The following is a 17,173-nucleotide window of genomic DNA, read 5'->3' on the forward strand; positions in this document are numbered from 1 at the left end:
GACTTGGTATTCATTTTTCGTCCGAGGACGTTAAGAATCCATGTCACTTTGAGTGCCCACACAGATTGTCTGATAAATTGTTAAAGAGCAGTTGCAAGGCGGCTTTCAGCTCACCGTTGCGAGGTCCCGTATAATACGTTTTCCTCATTCAGAGTCAAGCGCTTATTTCGCTTTTCCCTGTCGGTTTTCAGCGTCGTATTTCACTGCTGAAACCCTGCTGACCCGGCGGCTTGTTTGCCGTTGTTCCGTGTCAGTGGAGGCGCATTATAGGGAGTAATTCTGAAGTGACAAGCATAAATTCAAAAAAACAATTCAAGCGCTCACTTTTCAACCAAACCATCGTTTGGACTTTAATTCTTGCCTGGTTTTTAAACAAAAACGAGCCCAGAGGGCCCGTTTTTGTCGTTTTGTGACTTACTGCACTGCCACGATACGGTCGTCTTTCACCACCAGCTCGACGGTTTTACCCGGAACCAGCTCGCCAGAGAGGATTTGCTGGGCTAACGGGTTCTCTATCTGTTGCTGGATGGCACGTTTCAATGGACGCGCACCGTATACCGGGTCGTAGCCATTTTCGCTCAGCAGCTTCAGCGCCTCATCGGACATATGCACTTCATAGCCGCGCTCTTCCAGACGTTTATACAAACGCTGCAGTTGGATCTGCGCAATAGAAGCAATGTGTTTTTCACCCAACGGATGGAAGACCACCACTTCATCAATACGGTTGATAAACTCCGGACGGAAGCGCTGGCTAACCACGCCAAGCACCAGATCCTTCATATGACCGTAGTCCAGCTCGCCGAAACGTTCCTGAATCAGATCGGAACCGAGGTTAGAGGTCATGATGACAACCGTATTACGGAAGTCGACCGTTCTCCCCTGCCCGTCGGTCAAGCGACCATCGTCAAGCACCTGCAGCAGAATGTTAAATACATCCGGATGCGCTTTTTCCACTTCATCCAGCAGGATGACGGAATAAGGACGACGACGGACCGCTTCGGTCAGATACCCGCCCTCTTCGTAACCCACGTATCCCGGAGGCGCACCGACCAGACGCGAGACGGAGTGTTTCTCCATAAACTCGGACATATCGATACGCACCATCGCGTCGTCGCTGTCGAACATGAAGTTAGCCAGCGTTTTGCAAAGCTCGGTTTTACCCACCCCGGTCGGGCCGAGGAACAGGAACGAACCAATTGGCCGGTTCGGGTCAGACAACCCGGCACGGCTACGGCGAATGGCGTTGGATACCGCTTCAACCGCCTCATCCTGGCCAATGACGCGATGATGTAGATCCTGCTCCATACGCAGCAGTTTCTCACGCTCGCTTTCCATCATGCGCGCCACCGGAATCCCGGTCCAGCGCGCCAGCACTTCGGCAATCTCGGCATCGGTTACTTTGTTACGTAACAGGCGCATCGTTTTGCCTTCAGACTGGGTGGCTGCCGCCAGCTGTTTTTCCAGCTCCGGAATTTTACCGTATTGCAGTTCGGACATCCGCGCGAGGTCGCCAAGACGTCGTGCTTGTTCGATGGCAATTTTGGCTTGTTCCAGCTCAGCTTTAATAGTCTGCGTACCGGACAGCGATGCTTTTTCCGCTTTCCACTCTTCTTCCAGCACCGAATACTGACTTTCTTTGTCCGCCAGCTCTTCATTAAGCATATCGAGACGCTTCAGGCTCGCTTCATCCGCCTCTTTCTTCAGCGCCTGCTGTTCCAGCTTCAACTGGATGATACGGCGATCGAGACGGTCCAGCTCTTCCGGCTTCGAGTCTATCTGCATACGGATACTGGAGGCCGCTTCATCGATAAGGTCGATGGCTTTATCCGGCAACTGACGGTCAGCAATATAGCGATGCGACAGGGTCGCCGCCGCCACGATGGCCGGGTCAGTGATCTGCACGTGGTGGTGCAGTTCATAACGTTCTTTCAGACCGCGCAGAATCGCGATGGTATCTTCTACCGTCGGCTCGGCAACGAACACTTTCTGGAAACGACGTTCCAGCGCGGCGTCTTTTTCAATGTACTGCCGGTATTCATCAAGGGTGGTGGCACCGACGCAGTGCAGTTCACCGCGCGCCAGGGCCGGCTTCAGCATGTTGCCGGCATCCATCGCGCCGTCGGCTTTACCCGCGCCGACCATGGTGTGCAGCTCATCGATAAACAGGATAACGTTGCCTTCCTGTTTCGCCAGATCGTTCAGCACGCCTTTCAGACGCTCTTCGAATTCACCGCGATATTTCGCCCCGGCCACCAGCGCGCCCATATCCAGCGCCAATACCCGACGGCCTTTCAGCCCTTCTGGTACTTCGCCGTTGACGATACGCTGCGCCAGTCCTTCGACGATTGCTGTTTTACCCACCCCAGGCTCACCAATCAGCACCGGGTTGTTTTTAGTACGGCGCTGAAGTACCTGGATGGTACGACGGATCTCTTCATCACGGCCGATCACCGGGTCCAGCTTGCCTTGTTCGGCCCGTTCGGTCAGATCGACGGTAAATTTTTTCAATGCCTGACGTTGGTCTTCGGCACCCTGATCGTTCACGCTTTCACCTCCGCGCATTTGTTCAATCGCCTGAGTCACATTGGCGGTTGTTGCTCCGGCAGATTTCAGCAGGTCGGTCAGCGTACCGCGTGATTCAAGCGCCGCCAGAACAAACAGTTCTGACGAAATAAAGTTATCCTTTCTCTTTTGCGCCAGCTTGTCGCAAAGATTGAGAATACGCACCAGATCCTGAGACGGCTGCACGTCGCCGCCGGTACCTTCTACCTGCGGTAAACGGCTCAGCGCCTGTTCGATTTGGCTACGTAACGCCACGGCGTTAACACCCGCCGAGGTTAATAAAGGATGTACCGATCCCCCTTCCTGATTCAGCAAGGCGCTCATTAGATGAAGTGGTTCGATGAATTGGTTGTCGTGCCCGAGTGCTAGCGACTGGGCATCGGCAAGAGCAAGCTGGAATTTATTAGTAAGACGATCCAGACGCATAACTCCTCCCATAAACAGGTCAAATTTGCTACTGGAGATTAAATGAGGTCATCCCTCAATTATTCAAGGTTAAAGACCTGAACTATGTGAAAAATAAGTTTGCCTTCTGGATCGTCTTGATTCTCTAGGTTATATCAGCCAAATGAAACTTGCCATACGACCTGTGGTCTTGTCGCGACGATAAGAGAAAAAATCATCCTTTTCACTTAGAGTGCAACGATCGCCGCCGAAAATCTGCTCAACGCCGACGTTAGCCAGACGCTGACGAGCCAATTGATAGATATTAGCAAAATATTTTTCACCGGCAGGACGGAAGGCGCTCTCCGCCTGGGCATCTTTGGCGATGAAAGCCTCGCGTACTTCCGCACCGACTTCAAACGCCTCTGGGCCAATTGCCGGACCAAGCCAGGCCAGAATATTTTCCGGTTTATCTTTAAAGCAGGCGACCGTTTCTTCCAGTACGCCTTCACATAAGCCGCGCCATCCGGCGTGCGCCGCCGCTACCTCGGTTCCGGCGCGGTTACAGAACAGCACCGGCAGGCAGTCCGCGGTCATCACCGCACAAACGGTACCCGGCCTATTACAGTATGACGCATCGGCGCGTTTTGACACGTACGGCCCGCCATCCAATTTTAGTACCGTGGTGCCATGCACCTGCTCCAGCCACACCGGATAAGAGGGTAATCCGCCAGCGGCAAACATCCGCCGGCGGTTTTCTTCGACATGCAGGAGATCGTCGCCGCAATGGGCGCCAAGGTTCAACGAGTCATACGGAGGCAGGCTCACGCCGCCCAAACGAGTAGAACTACAGGCCGCTACGCCTTTCGGCATAGGCCACTGCGGAACAATCAGCTTTGTCATAGCCAGTCAATATCGTCCTTATGGGCTTCAAAATCGGCGCGCATGGCGTCGATCAGTTCCACCATATCCTGCGGGATCGGCGCGTGCCATTCCATCTCAATGCCGGTTATTGGGTGATACAAACGCAGCATGGTCGCGTGCAATGCCTGGCGATCGAATTTGCGCAGCGCGTTGATGAACTCGTCCGATGCCCCTTTCGGCGGACGCGGGCGGCCGCCGTAAACCTGATCGCCCACCAGAGGATGGGTGATATGCGCCATATGGACGCGAATCTGGTGGGTACGGCCGGTTTCCAGACGCAGGCGCAAACGGGTGTGGATACGGAAATGCTCCATAATGCGGTAATGGGTCACCGCCGGTTTACCCATCGGGTGAACCGCCATATGCGTACGCTTGGTTGGGTGACGGCTGATTGGTTCTTCAACCGTACCGCCAGCGGTCATATGGCCGATGGCCACCGCTTCATACTCGCGGGTAATTTCGCGCAGCTGCAGCGACTCGACCAGACGCGTTTGCGCCGGAATAGTCTTCGCCACGACCATCAGGCCGGTGGTGTCTTTATCCAGACGGTGAACAATACCCGCGCGAGGGACATCGGCAATGGGCGGATAGTAATGCAGCAGCGCATTCAGCACAGTACCGTCAGGGTTGCCCGCACCGGGGTGCACAACCAAATCACGTGGTTTGTTGATGACCAGGATGTCGTCATCTTCATAGACGATATTGAGCGGAATATCCTGCGGTTCAAAACGCACGTCTTCCTCGATCTCAACATCGATAGAGACGGCCTCGCCGCCAAAAACTTTTTCTTTCGGCTTGTCGATGACGTTGCCGTTTACCAGCACGCGCTGGTCAAGGATCCATTCTTTTATCCGCGAACGTGAATAATCCGGGAACAATTCGGCCAAAGCCTGATCTAAGCGTTGACCGAGTTGATTTTCGGACACCGTTGCGGTGAGTTGTACTCGTTGTGCCATATACAGCTTCTTCGTTTAACGTTGGGTTTTACGGCTTTGCCGTTTAATATAGTGTGCTATTGTAGCTGGTCTTAATCGGGAGCAGGAACAGAGATTCTCCCGCATAAACATTTTGAGGAAGTCAAAACGTCATGACGCGCATGAAATACCTGGTGGCAGCAGCCACACTGAGCCTGGCTTTGGTGGGTTGCTCTGGCTCAAAGGAGGAGGTGCCTGATAATCCGCCGAATGAAATTTACGCGACCGCCCAGCAAAAGTTGCAGGACGGTAACTGGAAACAGGCAATAACGCAACTGGAAGCGTTGGATAATCGCTATCCATTTGGTCCTTACTCCCAACAGGTACAGCTGGACCTGATTTATGCGTATTACAAAAATGCCGATTTGCCGCTGGCTCAAGCCGCAATCGATCGTTTCGCTCGTCTGAATCCTACGCATCCAAACATTGACTACGTCATCTATATGCGCGGCCTGACTAACATGGCCCTTGATGACAGCGCCCTGCAGGGCTTCTTCGGCGTCGATCGTTCCGACCGCGACCCGCAGCACGCTCGCGACGCATTCAATGATTTCTCGAAGCTGGTTCGCGGTTATCCGAACAGTCAGTACGCCACTGACGCCTACAAGCGTCTGGTGTTCCTGAAAGACCGTCTGGCGAAGTATGAGCTATCGGTGGTGGATTATTACACCGACCGCGGCGCCTGGGTTGCCGTCGTGAACCGCGTTGACGGCATGCTGCGTAACTACCCGGATACGCAGGCCACTCGCGATGCGCTGCCGAAGATGGAAAACGCCTATCGTCAGATGCAAATGAACGCGCAGGCTGACAAAGTCGCCAAAATCATCGCCGCCAACGGCAAAAACACCTGAGGGTGATAGCAGAAAGCAAAACGGCAGCCCCTGGCTGCCGTTTTTTTATTCAATGAACACCAGCGCTGAAGCGGTTTAGCGCCGAGTTAACTCATCAAATATGGCCCCCTTTCTTCATTTCGACAAGTAAAATCTCATCCGTTCCTGTCCTGTCTCACAAAATGAATTCGTTGACAAAAAGTGACATTTAAATGTGATTTAGATCACACATTTTGACATTGGGCGAGGTATGCTGGGTTCACCAAGACGGGAAAGACAAGAGGTAAAATTTATGACAATGAACATTACCAGTAAACAAATGGAAATTACTCCGGCAATCCGCCAGCATGTCGCAGACCGTCTCGCCAAACTGGATAAGTGGCAAACTCATTTAATCAACCCGCACATCATTCTCTCTAAGGAGCCGCAGGGTTTTATTGCTGACGCAACCATCAATACGCCGAACGGTCATCTGGTTGCCAGCGCGCGTCATGAAGACATGTACGCCGCCATTAACGAATTGATCAACAAGCTGGAACGGCAGCTGAATAAAGTGCAACACAAAGGGGAAGCCCGCCGCGCCGCCACATCGGTGAAAGAGGCAGGCTTTGTGGAAGAAGAAGAGTAATCCTTAACTTAAGTTGTGTCATGCCACGCGCCTTCGGGCGCGTTTTTCGTTTTTTAATTGACAGGATGAAAACAGTACAGGTACTGTAATCCACACTAACCTAAGGAATTCATCGTGAAACGACTCCCGTTCTTCTTCGCATTCTTTTTTACCTTCCCCTGACTGGGAGGCGGTTCGTCGTATAAGAAAGAATGCGAAGACGAATAACAAGGCCTCCCACGCGGGAGGCCTTTTTTATTGATAACAAGAAAGGCAACACAATCATGACCGAGGAAAACCCATTACTGGCCCTGCGCGACAAAATAAGCGCCCTGGATGAAAAACTGCTCGCGCTGCTGGCTGAACGCCGCGGCCTGGCGGTGGAGGTCGGGAAAGCGAAGCTGGAATCGCACCGTCCGGTACGCGATATCGACCGCGAACGCGACCTGCTGGAGCGTTTAATGACGCTTGGCAAAAAGCACCATCTGGACGCCCACTACATTACCCGCCTGTTCCAGCTGATTATTGAAGACTCCGTTCTTACCCAGCAGGCGCTTCTGCAGCAGCATCTTAATAAGATTAACCCCCACTCCGCGCGTATCGCCTTCCTGGGGCCTAAAGGCTCGTACTCACATCTTGCCGCGCGCCAGTACGCCGCGCGTCATTTTGAGCAATTTATCGAAAGCGGCTGCGCGAAATTCGCCGATATCTTTGAGCAGGTCGAAACCGGTCAGGCCGATTACGCCGTCGTGCCGATTGAAAACACCAGCTCCGGCGGGATCAACGATGTGTACGATCTGCTGCAGCATACCAGTCTGTCGATCGTCGGCGAACTGACGCTGCCAATCGATCACTGTGTGCTCGTTTCCTCCTCAACGGACGCCGATAAGATCAAGACCGTCTATAGCCATCCGCAGCCGTTCCAGCAGTGCAGCCAGTATTTAAGCCGCTATCCGCACTGGAAAATCGAGTACACCGAGAGCACCTCGGCGGCGATGGAAAAGGTCGCGCAAGCAAAATCCCCCACCGTTGCCGCGCTGGGTAGCGAGGCCGGCGGCGCGCTGTACGGGCTGCAGGTGCTGGAGCACTGCCAGGCTAACCAGACGCAAAACATCACTCGTTTCCTGGTACTGGCGCGTAAAGCGGTGAACGTATCCGATCAGGTGCCGGCGAAAACGACGCTGTTAATCGCCACCGGCCAACAGGCAGGCGCGCTGGTTGAAGCGCTACTGGTGCTGCGTAACCACAACCTGATCATGAGCAAGCTGGAATCGCGGCCAATCCACGGTAACCCGTGGGAAGAGATGTTTTATCTGGATATTCAGGCCAACCTGGAATCCCTTCCGCTACGTAAGGCTTTAAAAGAGCTGGCCGAAATTACCCGTTCGATGAAAGTACTGGGCTGTTACCCAAGCGAAAACGTCGTGCCGGTCGACCCGGCTTAACGTTCAATAAATTGCCGTTTCTTCATCCCTGCCACCGCAACCGGCAGGGTGAAGATGGCGCCGGAAAGCGGATATTGCGCCACTTCGTCGGCGTCCATATTTTCCCGGGTAGTAGTGATATAGAGCGTTTTCATATCCGCGCCGCCGAAACACACCATCGTGGGGCAACGCACCGGCACGCGATACTCTTCCAGTTGTTCTCCGTTCGGCGAAAAACGGGCAATCCGCCAGCCGTCAAACATCGCGCTCCAGTAACAGCCTTCTTCATCAACCGCCGCACCGTCAGGGATCCCCTCTCCCGGATGGAAACGACGAAGTACTTCCCGTTTGCCCGGCTCGCCCTGCTCATCCAGCGGCGTGCGGTAAATGACCGCGTTCGGCGTATCGGAGGTATACATCCAGCGCTTATCGTCGCTAAACGCCAGACCATTAGCACCATGAATATCGCACTGCACCACCTTTGGCGTCAGGTCATTATCAATCCGTACCAGAAGCGCGCCGTTGTAATCCCCCGGCCCCCAGAAGGTGCCTGCGTAAAAACGGCCATCCCGGTCGGTGCCGCCGTCGTTAAAACGCGCCAGCTCCGGGTTACTTGGGTTATCACAGATTTTGCGTTGCAGCAGACCTCGGGCATCACAAAGCCAGATACCGCTACGTAATGCGACGATAAAACCGCCCTTCTCGCGCAGAGCAAAACAGCCCACTTCTTCGGGAAATTGCAGAACCTGGTGTTCTTTACCGCGTGTATCGTAGCGGTGAATTTCGCACTCCAGAATATCCGCCCAGTACAGTGCCTGTTCGGCATCGCTCCAGGTTGGGCATTCCGGCAGGTGCCCGACGTAATCAAACAGCGGTTGCGGTTGAGCCATCTTTTCATCCCTATAAAAAAAGCCAGCGGGTTACCCCTCTGGCTTTATTGTATACACGTTTAGCGGACTTACTGTCGATTATCATTCGCCTGACGCAGCAGCGTGCGGCTTTCGCTCTGGAAGCGCTGGGCGTAATCGCCAAACCAGTGTTCGACTTTACGGAAGCTGTCGATAAACGCCTGTTTATCGCCCTGCTCCAGCAGGCCAATCGCTTCGCCGAAACGCTGGTAGTAGCGCTTAATCAACGCCAGATTATTTTCTGACGACATAATGATGTCGGCATACAGCTGCGGATCCTGGGCAAACAGACGCCCCACCATCGCCAGCTCCAGCCGATAAATCGGCGAAGAGAGCGCCAATAGTTGTTCAAGACGAACGTTCTCTTCGGCCAGATGCAGGCCATAGGCGAAAGTGGCAAAGTGACGCAACGCCTGAATAAACGCCATGTTCTGATCGTGCTCAACGGCGCTGATGCGGTGCAGTCGCGCGCCCCAGACCTGAATCTGTTCAAGGAACCACTGATACGCTTCCGGCTGACGCCCGTCGCAGTACACCACCACCTGTTTCGCCAGGCTGCCGCTATCCGGACCGAACATCGGGTGTAATCCCAATACCGGGCCGTTATGCGCCGCCAGCATCGCCTGCAGCGGCTCGGCTTTGATGGAAGCCAGATCGACCAGAATGCAATCCGCCGGCAGCGGCGGCAGACGCGAAATCGTCTCTGCTGTGGTATGGATCGGAACGCTGACGATAACCATCCCGGCATCGGCGACAATCTCTGTCGCCCGCGGCCAGTCTTCTTTTTCCAGCACCCGCACCTGATAACCTGACAGCGTCAGCATCTTCTCAAACAGACGCCCCATCTGCCCGCCGCCGCCAACAATGACCACCGGGCGCAGGTTCGGATGCAGCGTTTTGAAGCCTTTGTCGTTTTCACTTGAATACGATTCGCGCATCACCCGGCGCAGGACATCCTCGATAAGATCCGGCGGCACGCCGAGCGCCGCCGCCTCTTCCCGGCGGGAAGCCAGCATCGCGGCTTCGCGTTCCGGTACGTAAATGGGCAGGCCATATTTACTCTTAACCTCGCCAACTTCCGCCACCAGCTCCAGGCGCTTTGCCAGCAAATCAAGCAGCGCCTTATCAACTTCATCAATTTGATCGCGCAATGCGGTCAGTTCAGCAACCATACAATCCTCTTAACCCAGACGTGCCGCCAGATGTCCGCGCAGATCGCAATCGAGCTCGCGCAGCAGTGCATCGGTAGTTTCCCAGCTGATGCAGGCATCGGTGACGGATACGCCGTACTTCATATCGCAACGGGGCTGCTCAGAAGACTGATTGCCTTCGTGGATATTGCTCTCAATCATCAGGCCAATGATGGAACGGTTGCCATCTTTGATCTGCGCGACGACGGATTCCGCAACCGCCGGCTGACGACGGTAGTCTTTATTGGAATTACCATGACTGCAATCTATCATCAGCGACGGTTTCAGTCCCGCCTGCGCCATCTCTTTTTCGCACTTCTCAACGTCTTCCGGGCCGTAGTTAGGCGCTTTGCCGCCGCGCAGAATGACGTGACCATCCGGATTCCCCTGGGTCTGCAGCAGACAAACCTGGCCGGCCTGGTTGATACCGACGAAGCGGTGCGGCATCGCGGCGGCACGCATGGCGTTGATCGCCGTCGCCAGGCTGCCATCGGTACCGTTTTTAAAACCAACCGGCATCGACAGACCGGATGCCATTTCACGGTGAGTCTGCGATTCGGTGGTACGCGCGCCGATGGCGGACCAGCTGAACAGATCGCCAAGGTACTGCGGGCTATTAGGATCGAGCGCTTCTGTCGCCAGCGGCAGGCCCATATTGACCAAATCAACCAGCAGGCGACGCGCGATCTTGAGACCGCCTTCAACATCAAACGAGCCATCCATGTGCGGATCGTTAATCAGCCCTTTCCAGCCAACGGTGGTACGTGGCTTTTCAAAATAGACGCGCATCACCAGGTAGAGGCTATCGCTGACCTCTGCGGCAAGGGCTTTAAATCGACGAGCATATTCGATAGCAGCTTCCGGATCGTGGATTGAGCAAGGACCGCAGACCACCAACAGACGCGGATCGCGGCCGGCAATAATGTTGGAAATAGTCTGGCGGGAATGCGCGATCTGCGCTTCCTGCTCTACGGTTAACGGGAATTCGGCTTTCAGCTGATCCGGGGTAATCAGAACTTGTTCATCGGTAATATGTACGTTATTCAGCGCGTCTTTTTGCATGATGGCGATCCTGTATAGCTCGTTTGCGATAGTTGTTGCCTCAGCGGGCATGACGTAACCATACCATATAAAGTAAAGATATCAATCCATATTACGTAAACATTAATTTACACCAGCAAAATAATTGACATTGGATTAGCAGAAAAGTGTTCACATAAATGTACACATAACGAAAGACTCTTTTTGCCGCCGCGCTTTACGCATTCCTTTACTAAAATTCCTGGTAAGGATTATCTCAAAGCGGCCGGGGCAGCTAATGACGCTTTTTGCCAATAATGCTATTCTCCGCTCAGGCAACTGCGAACTGCGTTTCCCGTGCAATAACGATTTGACGGACCCGTTAATGAAAGAGTTTTACCGTCTATTTTTGCTTTTCTTTTTGCTCATCGCGGGAGTTCCCGCTTTTGCCGCTGAGACATCTGAGAACGTTCGCGCCATAGTTTCGGGGATTGTGACTTATACGCGCTGGCCAAATTTATCCGGCCCGCCGAAGTTATGCGTTTTTTCCACCTCCCGATATATCCGCAGTTTGGCTCAGGAAGCGCCGGAAAATTTACCTTATCAACCGGTGATAGTTCGAAATTCACAGGAAGCCCTAAAGGCCAGCTGCGACGGTTTGTATTTCGGCAGCGAAACCCCGGATCAGCAGTCTGCATTAACAAAAAAATATGGCTCCCGTCCTCTATTACTCATAGCGGAACAAAATACCGATTGCTCTTTTGGCAGCGCTTTTTGCTTGCTCATAAATGACGATAGGGTGAGGTTTTCCGTTAATCTGGATGTCCTGACGCATAGCGGTGTACGGGTCAATCCGGACGTACTGATGCTTGCCCGGAAGAAATCACATGAATAAGGATTTTTCTCAGGCCCCGCGCCCCACTTTCAAAAACGCGTTACGCCGAATCAGTATGATAAGCGTAGTGATTTCGATGACGCTGGTCTGGCTTTTGCTCAGTGCCGCCTCTGTCATCACTTTAAAACAGTACGCGCAAAAAAATCTTGAGCTCACCGCGGCAACCATGGGCCGCAGTCTCGAAGCGGCGCTGGTTTTTGGCGATGCTACCGCCGCAGAAGATACGCTGGCGACGCTTGGAAGACAGGGACAATTTTCCGAAGCTATGCTGCTGGACAGCCGTCAGCGCCATTTCGCCGATTGGCGTAATGACGCCTTAGTTAAAAACGAAAAATTCAGTGGTTATATTAGTAAATGGCTGTTTCCTGAACCGACCGTCCAGCCAATCTGGCATCAGGGGAAAATAATCGGTGAGCTTCGTCTGAAGGCGCTCGATCGGTTAATCAGTCATTTTCTTGGTACTTCGCTGATCGTGTTGACCGGTAGTATTCTGCTGGCGTCCGTTATCGCCCTGATGCTCACCCATTCTCTGCACCGCGGTATTGTCGCCGCGCTGCAAAGTATTACCGAAGTGGTACATGATATCCGCGAAAACCGCCATTTCTCGCGCCGTGTACCGGAAGAGCGTATTGAGGAATTCCATCTCTTTGCCCAGGACTTCAATAGCCTGCTGGGAGAAATGGAGGATTGGCAGCGTCAACTACAGGCGAAAAATGCGCAACTGCTGCGCAGCTCGTTGCATGATCCACTAACGGGATTGGCGAATCGCGCGGCGTTTCGCAACGTCATCGGGAAGCTGATGGACGATGACGCGGCACGTCATAGTTCAGCGCTGCTGTTTCTTGACGGCGATAATTTCAAACTCATTAACGATAACTGGGGACACGCTGCCGGCGATAAAGTCCTTATTGAGGTCGCCAGCCGCCTGATGGCATTCGTTGGCGACCAACACCAGGCATGGCGCCTGGGCGGCGATGAATTCGCCATTTTATTGCACGATGTGCATACAGAAACCGAAGTCCAGGCGCTTTGCGCAACGCTGTCCGAACAGTTTCTTCAGCCATTCAACCTCCACAATGGCCACACGGCAACGCTCTCTCTAAGTATTGGCTATGCTTTGACCTGGGAACACACCTCGGTGGAGGAGCTGCAGGAACTGGCCGATCAGAATATGTATCGGATGAAAAACCAGCGTTTTCATCACACACAAAAATAAGAAGGAATTACTATGCTCAGGCAATATATTGCGCCCACTCTTCTGGCTGCATTTCTCCTCACTGGGTGCCAGGCGCCAGGTAAGTTCTCGAAAGAACAGGTCGCGGCAATGAAGTCTTACGGCTTTACCGAAGCCGCCGGTGATTGGTCTTTAGGTTTGTCTGACAGCATTCTGTTTGACAAAAACGACTATCGCCTGCGTCCCGACAGCCAGCAGCAAATCCACAGTATGGCCGCACGGTTAGCTGAAACCGGTATTACCCATAGCCGTCTTGAAGGTCATACCGATAACTACGGCGAAGACAGCTACAACGAAGCGCTGTCATTAAAGCGCGCCAACAGCGTGGCGGATGCCTGGGCTGAAGGCGCGAAGATCCCGCGCAGTAATTTAACCACCCGCGGGTTAGGTAAAAAGTACCCCATCGCCAGCAACGATACCGCGGCAGGCCGTGCTGAAAACCGCCGCGTTACCGTGGTGATCAGCACGCCTTAAGTACGTTAGTCTACCGACTTTGCCAGCCTCATCGCTGAAGCCGCGCGCCAGCGCAGGTAATCAACCACGAGGCACGCCGCGAGGCTGACGCCCATCAGCGGCACCGCCAGCCCGAGCAGGAGCGCTATTAACAGCGCAAGCGCCCGGGCGGCGACACTTAACCCCAGCCACGCTTGCACCAACGTTTGTGCAGGATTAAACGCACTCTGCGCCGGACGGCGGATCCACCACAGGCGATAGCCGACGACGATCATGACGCACAGGGCCAACCCGAATGCCACCAACAGCAACTGGTTCGCCACCCCGAACAGTAAACCCATATGAAAATCGACGCCCCAACGGGTCAGCTTAGCCATTAACGGGAAATCGCTAAAGCGGGTACGATCCACGACTTGTAACGTCTCGCCATCGATGGCCACCGCATCGACCCACGTCGGCCAGCTACGGTCAATTTCATTCACCGTCCACGCCATCCCCGCGCTTTTTGGCGGCCGGATCTCCAGCTTGCTGGCCGTCAGCCCTGCGGCCTGCGCCACCTGTAATACGCTATCGAACCGATCCGCAGTCACTTTCACCTGTGGCTCATCCATTGCCATATGCGCCATGTGGTGCCCGGCGTGCGGATCGGGCGGCATCGCCTCCCCGCCATGAAGTTGCGTATTGACCTGCGGCGTTAGCCAGCCAAACGCGGCGCGCATCTTATCGACGTTACCGCCCGCCCACTGCGACCAGGTTAAGCCGGTGGCGGAAAACAGTAACATCCCAACCAGTAACATCCAGCCCAGCATCACGTGCAGACGGCGGGTATTTTGCAGCCGATTATTTATCCGCCGTTTCGGACGGGTCATCGCCCATAGCGCAATACCGCCCAACGCCGCGACCCACATCCAGGAGGCCGCCAGTTCGCTGTACAGTCTGCCGCCGTCGCCCAGCAGCAATGATTTATGCGCGTAATCAATCCACTGGCGCAGCGGTAAAATACCGCTGGTACCGTAAACCGTCAGATCGCCTTTGACCCGTAGCGTCACCGGGTCAACAAAAATAGCCCGGTTTTCTGATTCCCCCAGCCGCGGGTCGGCAAACATCACCCGCGTCGTTTCGCCGGCGGTAATACCCGGGCGCACGGCCTGCAGTCGGAGATTGTTTTGCGTGGCCTCTTTGGCGACGGCAATTTGCGCGCTAAGAGGATGTTTTTCGCCGTTGAGCGAGCCCTGTAAGGCCTCATGGTACAGCCAGTTTTCCAGCTGCGGCGTGGCGACATACAGCGTGCCGGTCAAGGCCGCGACAAAGATAAATGGTCCGATAAACAGACCAATATAGAAATGGAGGCGCCGCAGCAGGTTTAACCATGCCGCGCGCGAGGTGCAGGTTGTCATACTCTTCCTTTTTTAAAGCAAAAGAGGTCGTTGCGCAGTACGCAGATTCATTTTTATTAAAGGGAAAAAGCAGACAGCCGCGGCGGCGCGCGGGTTTCAGGGTAGAGCCAGGGGAAGTAGCGCCAGTGTTTTAATACCGGGCGAGAAGCCGGCAGGCGAATGCGCCGCAGGATCATGGCGAAGAACAGCGCCAGCGCGAACAGCAGCCCCGGTACGTGCGCTAATAGCACGCAATAGCCGCAGGCTTCGGCGTGATCAACCGGCATGCTATGCGCCGGCTGTGACGCGCTGTCAGCGCCGTGCATCATGGCCATCTCATGCCCGGACATCCCATCATGAGACTCGCCCATCGGCATAGCATGATGCATGCCCGGCATTGCGCTCATTGGATCTTTCTGTAGCGATATGGAGATCAGCGGCGCCACCACGATCAGCAGGATCGCAAACAGCGCCAGCCAGCCGGCCCGCCGTTGAAATGCTGATTGTGAGAAAATAGTGCCGTTCACCGCCCCTCCGAAATCCGGGCGATATTGTAATTGATTTACATCAAAATAGTTAAAATTTAGATAAAAAAAGGGCCAGCCATCTGGCCAGCCCTTTCTATCAGGATGTCGCGAAAGCGAATCTTAGTTAAGACGCTCTTTGATACGAGCAGACTTACCGGTACGCTCACGCAGGTAGTACAGTTTAGCTTTACGTACAGCACCACGACGTTTAACAGCAATGCTGTCAACTACCGGAGAGTGAGTCTGGAAGACACGCTCAACGCCTTCGCCGTTGGAAATTTTACGAACAGTGAATGCAGAGTGCAGACCGCGGTTACGAATAGCGATAACCACGCCCTCGAATGCCTGCAGACGTTTTTTGGAACCTTCAACAACCCATACTTTCACTTCCACGGTATCACCCGGACGGAAGGAAGGTACGTCCTGCTTCATCTGTTCTTGTTCAAGTTGCTTAATAATGTTGCTCATAATTTAATCTCTTATCCTGGGTAAACTGATATTGGGGGCTCACGCCTGCCCATCATGTTTATGCTGCTGTTGCGCGTGTTCGCTTTTGAACTGCGCCAGCAACTTTGCTTGCTCTTCAGTCAGAGCCAGGTTTTCCAGAAGTTCAGGTCTTCTAAGCCAGGTGCGGCCCAGCGACTGCTTCAGACGCCAGCGACGTATCTCAGCATGGTTTCCCGACAGCAATACTGGCGGTACTTCCATCTCCTCTAACACTTCAGGACGGGTATAGTGCGGGCAATCCAGCAACCCATCAGCAAAGGAATCTTCCGTTGCTGATGCTTCATGTCCCAGTACTCCCGGAATGAACCGGGAAACGGAGTCAATCAGCGTCATTGCCGGTAACTCACCACCGCTGAGAACGTAATCGCCGATTGACCATTCTTCGTCAATTTCGGTTTGGATTACGCGCTCGTCTATCCCTTCGTAGCGACCACACACCAGAATCAGTTTCTGATTCGTTGCCAGTTCGCTGACGCCCGCTTGATCAAGCTTGCGTCCCTGAGGTGACAGATAAATCACCTTTGCGCCTTCACCTGCCGCGGCTTTTGCTGCATGAATGGCATCCCGTAAGGGTTGAACCATCATTAGCATCCCCGGTCCGCCGCCGTAAGGACGATCGTCCACGGTACGGTGCCGGTCATGAGCGAAGTCGCGAGGACTCCAGCTTTCGATGCTCAGCAGGCCATTTTTTACTGCCCGGCCAGTTACCCCGTAATCGGTAATTGCGCGGAACATTTCAGGAAACAGGCTAATTATGCCAATCCACATAGCGCCGTCTTTTACCGTTTATCCGGAGAATTTAAAAACCAGGATCCCAATCTACTTCGATAGTACGAGTAGCGAGATCGACTTTCTTGATAACCTGCCCATCGAGGAACGGAACCAACCGCTCCTTGATGCCAAATGCATCTTTCAGGTTTGCCTTGATGACGAGAACGTCATTCGACCCGGTTTCCATCATATCAATGACTTTACCCAGGCTATAGCCTTCGGTGGTAACTACCTGGCAGCCCATCAGGTCTTTCCAGTAATAGTCGCCCTCTTCCAGCGCCGGCAGCTGCGATGAATCCACGATAATTTCGCAATTAGTCAGGAGATTCGCCGCATCACGATCGTCAATGCCTTTCAGCTTGATGATGATGTCCTGATTGTGGTGGCGCCAGCTTTCCAGCTCAACAACCTGCCACTGACCCGCCTTCTGGATTAACCAGGGCTGATAGTCAAAAATGCTTTCAGCGTCTTCGGTGGAGGAAAACACTCTGAGCCAACCACGGATACCGTAGGAAGAACCCATTTTGCCCAATACAATCGGATCAACAGGTGCTTGTGCGGTGTGTTGCTTGCTCATCATGACCACC

18 protein-coding genes and 1 other annotated feature are annotated in these 17,173 nt (G+C 53.9%); of the genes, 7 read left to right on the forward strand and 11 right to left on the reverse strand.

Annotation, left to right across the window (positions count from 1 at the left end; genetic code table 11):
• Window positions 1-414 precede the first annotated feature (414 nt).
• From clpB to rluD, 3 genes are all read right to left on the reverse strand, one after another.
• Window positions 415-2,988 (reverse strand): ATP-dependent chaperone ClpB, encoded by a 2,574-nt coding sequence (gene clpB / locus PGQ95_RS20295; RefSeq protein WP_015703191.1) that lies wholly within the window; start codon window positions 2,986-2,988, stop codon window positions 415-417.
• 129 nt (window positions 2,989-3,117) lie between these two features.
• Window positions 3,118-3,849: a purine nucleoside phosphorylase YfiH gene (gene yfiH / locus PGQ95_RS20300; protein ID WP_113374582.1), complete on the reverse strand. Its 732-nt coding sequence runs from the start codon at window positions 3,847-3,849 to the stop codon at window positions 3,118-3,120.
• Window positions 3,846-4,826 (reverse strand): 23S rRNA pseudouridine(1911/1915/1917) synthase RluD, encoded by a 981-nt coding sequence (rluD, locus tag PGQ95_RS20305; RefSeq protein ID WP_047077159.1) that lies wholly within the window; start codon window positions 4,824-4,826, stop codon window positions 3,846-3,848. The genes yfiH and rluD overlap by 4 nt, the downstream gene beginning before the upstream one ends.
• A 131-nt stretch (window positions 4,827-4,957) precedes the next feature.
• Here rluD and bamD point away from each other — a divergent pair, with 131 nt between their 5' ends.
• From bamD to pheA, 4 genes are all read left to right on the forward strand, one after another.
• The gene (bamD, locus tag PGQ95_RS20310; protein ID WP_015370268.1) at window positions 4,958-5,695 is read left to right on the forward strand and encodes an outer membrane protein assembly factor BamD; all 738 of its coding nucleotides are present in this window, start codon (window positions 4,958-4,960) and stop codon (window positions 5,693-5,695) included.
• Window positions 5,696-5,966: 271 nt separating this feature from the next.
• A complete protein-coding gene (gene raiA, locus PGQ95_RS20315) occupies window positions 5,967-6,302 on the forward strand; it encodes a ribosome-associated translation inhibitor RaiA (RefSeq protein WP_002914111.1) in 336 nt (111 codons plus the stop codon).
• Window positions 6,303-6,415: 113 nt separating this feature from the next.
• Window positions 6,416-6,540, forward strand: a sequence feature (Phe leader region).
• Window positions 6,417-6,464, forward strand: coding sequence for a pheA operon leader peptide PheL (pheL, locus tag PGQ95_RS20320; RefSeq protein ID WP_100279143.1), 48 nt, complete (start codon window positions 6,417-6,419; stop codon window positions 6,462-6,464). (Overlaps the previous feature by 48 nt.)
• Window positions 6,541-6,565: 25 nt before the next feature.
• Window positions 6,566-7,726 carry a bifunctional chorismate mutase/prephenate dehydratase gene (gene pheA / locus PGQ95_RS20325; RefSeq protein ID WP_045378394.1) on the forward strand — a complete coding sequence of 387 codons (1,161 nt, stop codon included), beginning with the start codon at window positions 6,566-6,568 and terminating at the stop codon, window positions 7,724-7,726.
• Here pheA and PGQ95_RS20330 read toward each other — a convergent pair.
• The 3 genes from PGQ95_RS20330 to aroF all read right to left on the reverse strand — a co-directional run bounded on the left by PGQ95_RS20330 (window position 7,723) and on the right by aroF (window position 10,865).
• Window positions 7,723-8,595, reverse strand: coding sequence for an SMP-30/gluconolactonase/LRE family protein (locus PGQ95_RS20330; RefSeq protein ID WP_430919163.1), 873 nt, complete (start codon window positions 8,593-8,595; stop codon window positions 7,723-7,725). The two genes, pheA and PGQ95_RS20330, sit on opposite strands and share 4 nt — an antisense overlap.
• 68 nt (window positions 8,596-8,663) lie before the next feature.
• On the reverse strand, window positions 8,664-9,785 hold the full coding sequence (gene tyrA / locus PGQ95_RS20335) for a bifunctional chorismate mutase/prephenate dehydrogenase (RefSeq protein ID WP_015703194.1): 1,122 nt from the start codon (window positions 9,783-9,785) through the stop codon (window positions 8,664-8,666).
• 9 nt (window positions 9,786-9,794) lie between these two features.
• On the reverse strand, window positions 9,795-10,865 hold the full coding sequence (gene aroF / locus PGQ95_RS20340) for a 3-deoxy-7-phosphoheptulonate synthase AroF (RefSeq protein ID WP_213793409.1): 1,071 nt from the start codon (window positions 10,863-10,865) through the stop codon (window positions 9,795-9,797).
• Between the two features lie 343 nt (window positions 10,866-11,208).
• On the opposite strand from aroF, the gene PGQ95_RS20345 reads away from it, so the two are divergent.
• Genes PGQ95_RS20345 through PGQ95_RS20355 form a run of 3 tightly spaced genes read left to right on the forward strand, consistent with a single transcriptional unit; the run spans window position 11,209 to window position 13,426 of the window.
• Window positions 11,209-11,718 (forward strand): YfiR family protein, encoded by a 510-nt coding sequence (locus PGQ95_RS20345; protein WP_026612240.1) that lies wholly within the window; start codon window positions 11,209-11,211, stop codon window positions 11,716-11,718.
• On the forward strand, window positions 11,711-12,934 hold the full coding sequence (gene dgcN / locus PGQ95_RS20350; RefSeq protein WP_087858625.1) for a diguanylate cyclase DgcN: 1,224 nt from the start codon (window positions 11,711-11,713) through the stop codon (window positions 12,932-12,934). Before PGQ95_RS20345 ends, dgcN begins: the two co-directional genes overlap by 8 nt.
• 12 nt (window positions 12,935-12,946) lie before the next feature.
• Window positions 12,947-13,426, forward strand: coding sequence for an OmpA family protein (locus PGQ95_RS20355; protein ID WP_087858626.1), 480 nt, complete (start codon window positions 12,947-12,949; stop codon window positions 13,424-13,426).
• 5 nt (window positions 13,427-13,431) lie between these two features.
• On the opposite strand, the gene PGQ95_RS20360 is transcribed toward PGQ95_RS20355, so the two are convergent.
• The 5 genes from PGQ95_RS20360 to rimM form a co-directional block, all read right to left on the reverse strand.
• Window positions 13,432-14,802: a PepSY-associated TM helix domain-containing protein gene (locus PGQ95_RS20360; protein WP_430919166.1), complete on the reverse strand. Its 1,371-nt coding sequence runs from the start codon at window positions 14,800-14,802 to the stop codon at window positions 13,432-13,434.
• A 56-nt stretch (window positions 14,803-14,858) separates the two neighbouring features.
• Complete coding sequence (locus tag PGQ95_RS20365) at window positions 14,859-15,308, reverse strand: DUF2946 domain-containing protein (protein ID WP_113374586.1); 450 nt, start codon at window positions 15,306-15,308, stop codon at window positions 14,859-14,861.
• Window positions 15,309-15,428: 120 nt separating this feature from the next.
• Entirely contained in the window at window positions 15,429-15,776 is a 348-nt protein-coding gene (rplS, locus tag PGQ95_RS20370) for a 50S ribosomal protein L19 (protein WP_002914145.1), read from the reverse strand.
• A 39-nt stretch (window positions 15,777-15,815) separates the two neighbouring features.
• Window positions 15,816-16,583, reverse strand: coding sequence for a tRNA (guanosine(37)-N1)-methyltransferase TrmD (gene trmD, locus PGQ95_RS20375; protein WP_008806092.1), 768 nt, complete (start codon window positions 16,581-16,583; stop codon window positions 15,816-15,818).
• A gap of 31 nt (window positions 16,584-16,614) precedes the next feature.
• Window positions 16,615-17,163 carry a ribosome maturation factor RimM gene (gene rimM / locus PGQ95_RS20380; protein WP_015703198.1) on the reverse strand — a complete coding sequence of 183 codons (549 nt, stop codon included), beginning with the start codon at window positions 17,161-17,163 and terminating at the stop codon, window positions 16,615-16,617.
• Window positions 17,164-17,173 lie beyond the last annotated feature (10 nt).

It is taken from the genome of Klebsiella sp. 141240 (assembly GCF_050600805.1).
Classification (GTDB): domain Bacteria; phylum Pseudomonadota; class Gammaproteobacteria; order Enterobacterales; family Enterobacteriaceae; genus Klebsiella; species Klebsiella aerogenes.

What these genes read in the sequence shown, in the direction of transcription:
- clpB (WP_015703191.1), bottom strand. Translation starts at nt 2,988, where the DNA reads ATGCGTCTGGATCGTCTTACTAATAAATTCCAGCTTGCTCTTGCCGAT.
- yfiH (WP_113374582.1), bottom strand. Translation starts at nt 3,849, where the DNA reads ATGACAAAGCTGATTGTTCCGCAGTGGCCTATGCCGAAAGGCGTAGCG.
- rluD (WP_047077159.1), bottom strand. Translation starts at nt 4,826, where the DNA reads ATGGCACAACGAGTACAACTCACCGCAACGGTGTCCGAAAATCAACTC.
- bamD (WP_015370268.1), top strand. Translation starts at nt 4,958, where the DNA reads ATGACGCGCATGAAATACCTGGTGGCAGCAGCCACACTGAGCCTGGCT.
- raiA (WP_002914111.1), top strand. Translation starts at nt 5,967, where the DNA reads ATGACAATGAACATTACCAGTAAACAAATGGAAATTACTCCGGCAATC.
- pheA (WP_045378394.1), top strand. Translation starts at nt 6,566, where the DNA reads ATGACCGAGGAAAACCCATTACTGGCCCTGCGCGACAAAATAAGCGCC.
- PGQ95_RS20330 (WP_430919163.1), bottom strand. Translation starts at nt 8,595, where the DNA reads ATGGCTCAACCGCAACCGCTGTTTGATTACGTCGGGCACCTGCCGGAA.
- tyrA (WP_015703194.1), bottom strand. Translation starts at nt 9,785, where the DNA reads ATGGTTGCTGAACTGACCGCATTGCGCGATCAAATTGATGAAGTTGAT.
- aroF (WP_213793409.1), bottom strand. Translation starts at nt 10,865, where the DNA reads ATGCAAAAAGACGCGCTGAATAACGTACATATTACCGATGAACAAGTT.
- PGQ95_RS20345 (WP_026612240.1), top strand. Translation starts at nt 11,209, where the DNA reads ATGAAAGAGTTTTACCGTCTATTTTTGCTTTTCTTTTTGCTCATCGCG.
- dgcN (WP_087858625.1), top strand. Translation starts at nt 11,711, where the DNA reads ATGAATAAGGATTTTTCTCAGGCCCCGCGCCCCACTTTCAAAAACGCG.
- PGQ95_RS20355 (WP_087858626.1), top strand. Translation starts at nt 12,947, where the DNA reads ATGCTCAGGCAATATATTGCGCCCACTCTTCTGGCTGCATTTCTCCTC.
- PGQ95_RS20360 (WP_430919166.1), bottom strand. Translation starts at nt 14,802, where the DNA reads ATGACAACCTGCACCTCGCGCGCGGCATGGTTAAACCTGCTGCGGCGC.
- rplS (WP_002914145.1), bottom strand. Translation starts at nt 15,776, where the DNA reads ATGAGCAACATTATTAAGCAACTTGAACAAGAACAGATGAAGCAGGAC.
- trmD (WP_008806092.1), bottom strand. Translation starts at nt 16,583, where the DNA reads ATGTGGATTGGCATAATTAGCCTGTTTCCTGAAATGTTCCGCGCAATT.
- rimM (WP_015703198.1), bottom strand. Translation starts at nt 17,163, where the DNA reads ATGAGCAAGCAACACACCGCACAAGCACCTGTTGATCCGATTGTATTG.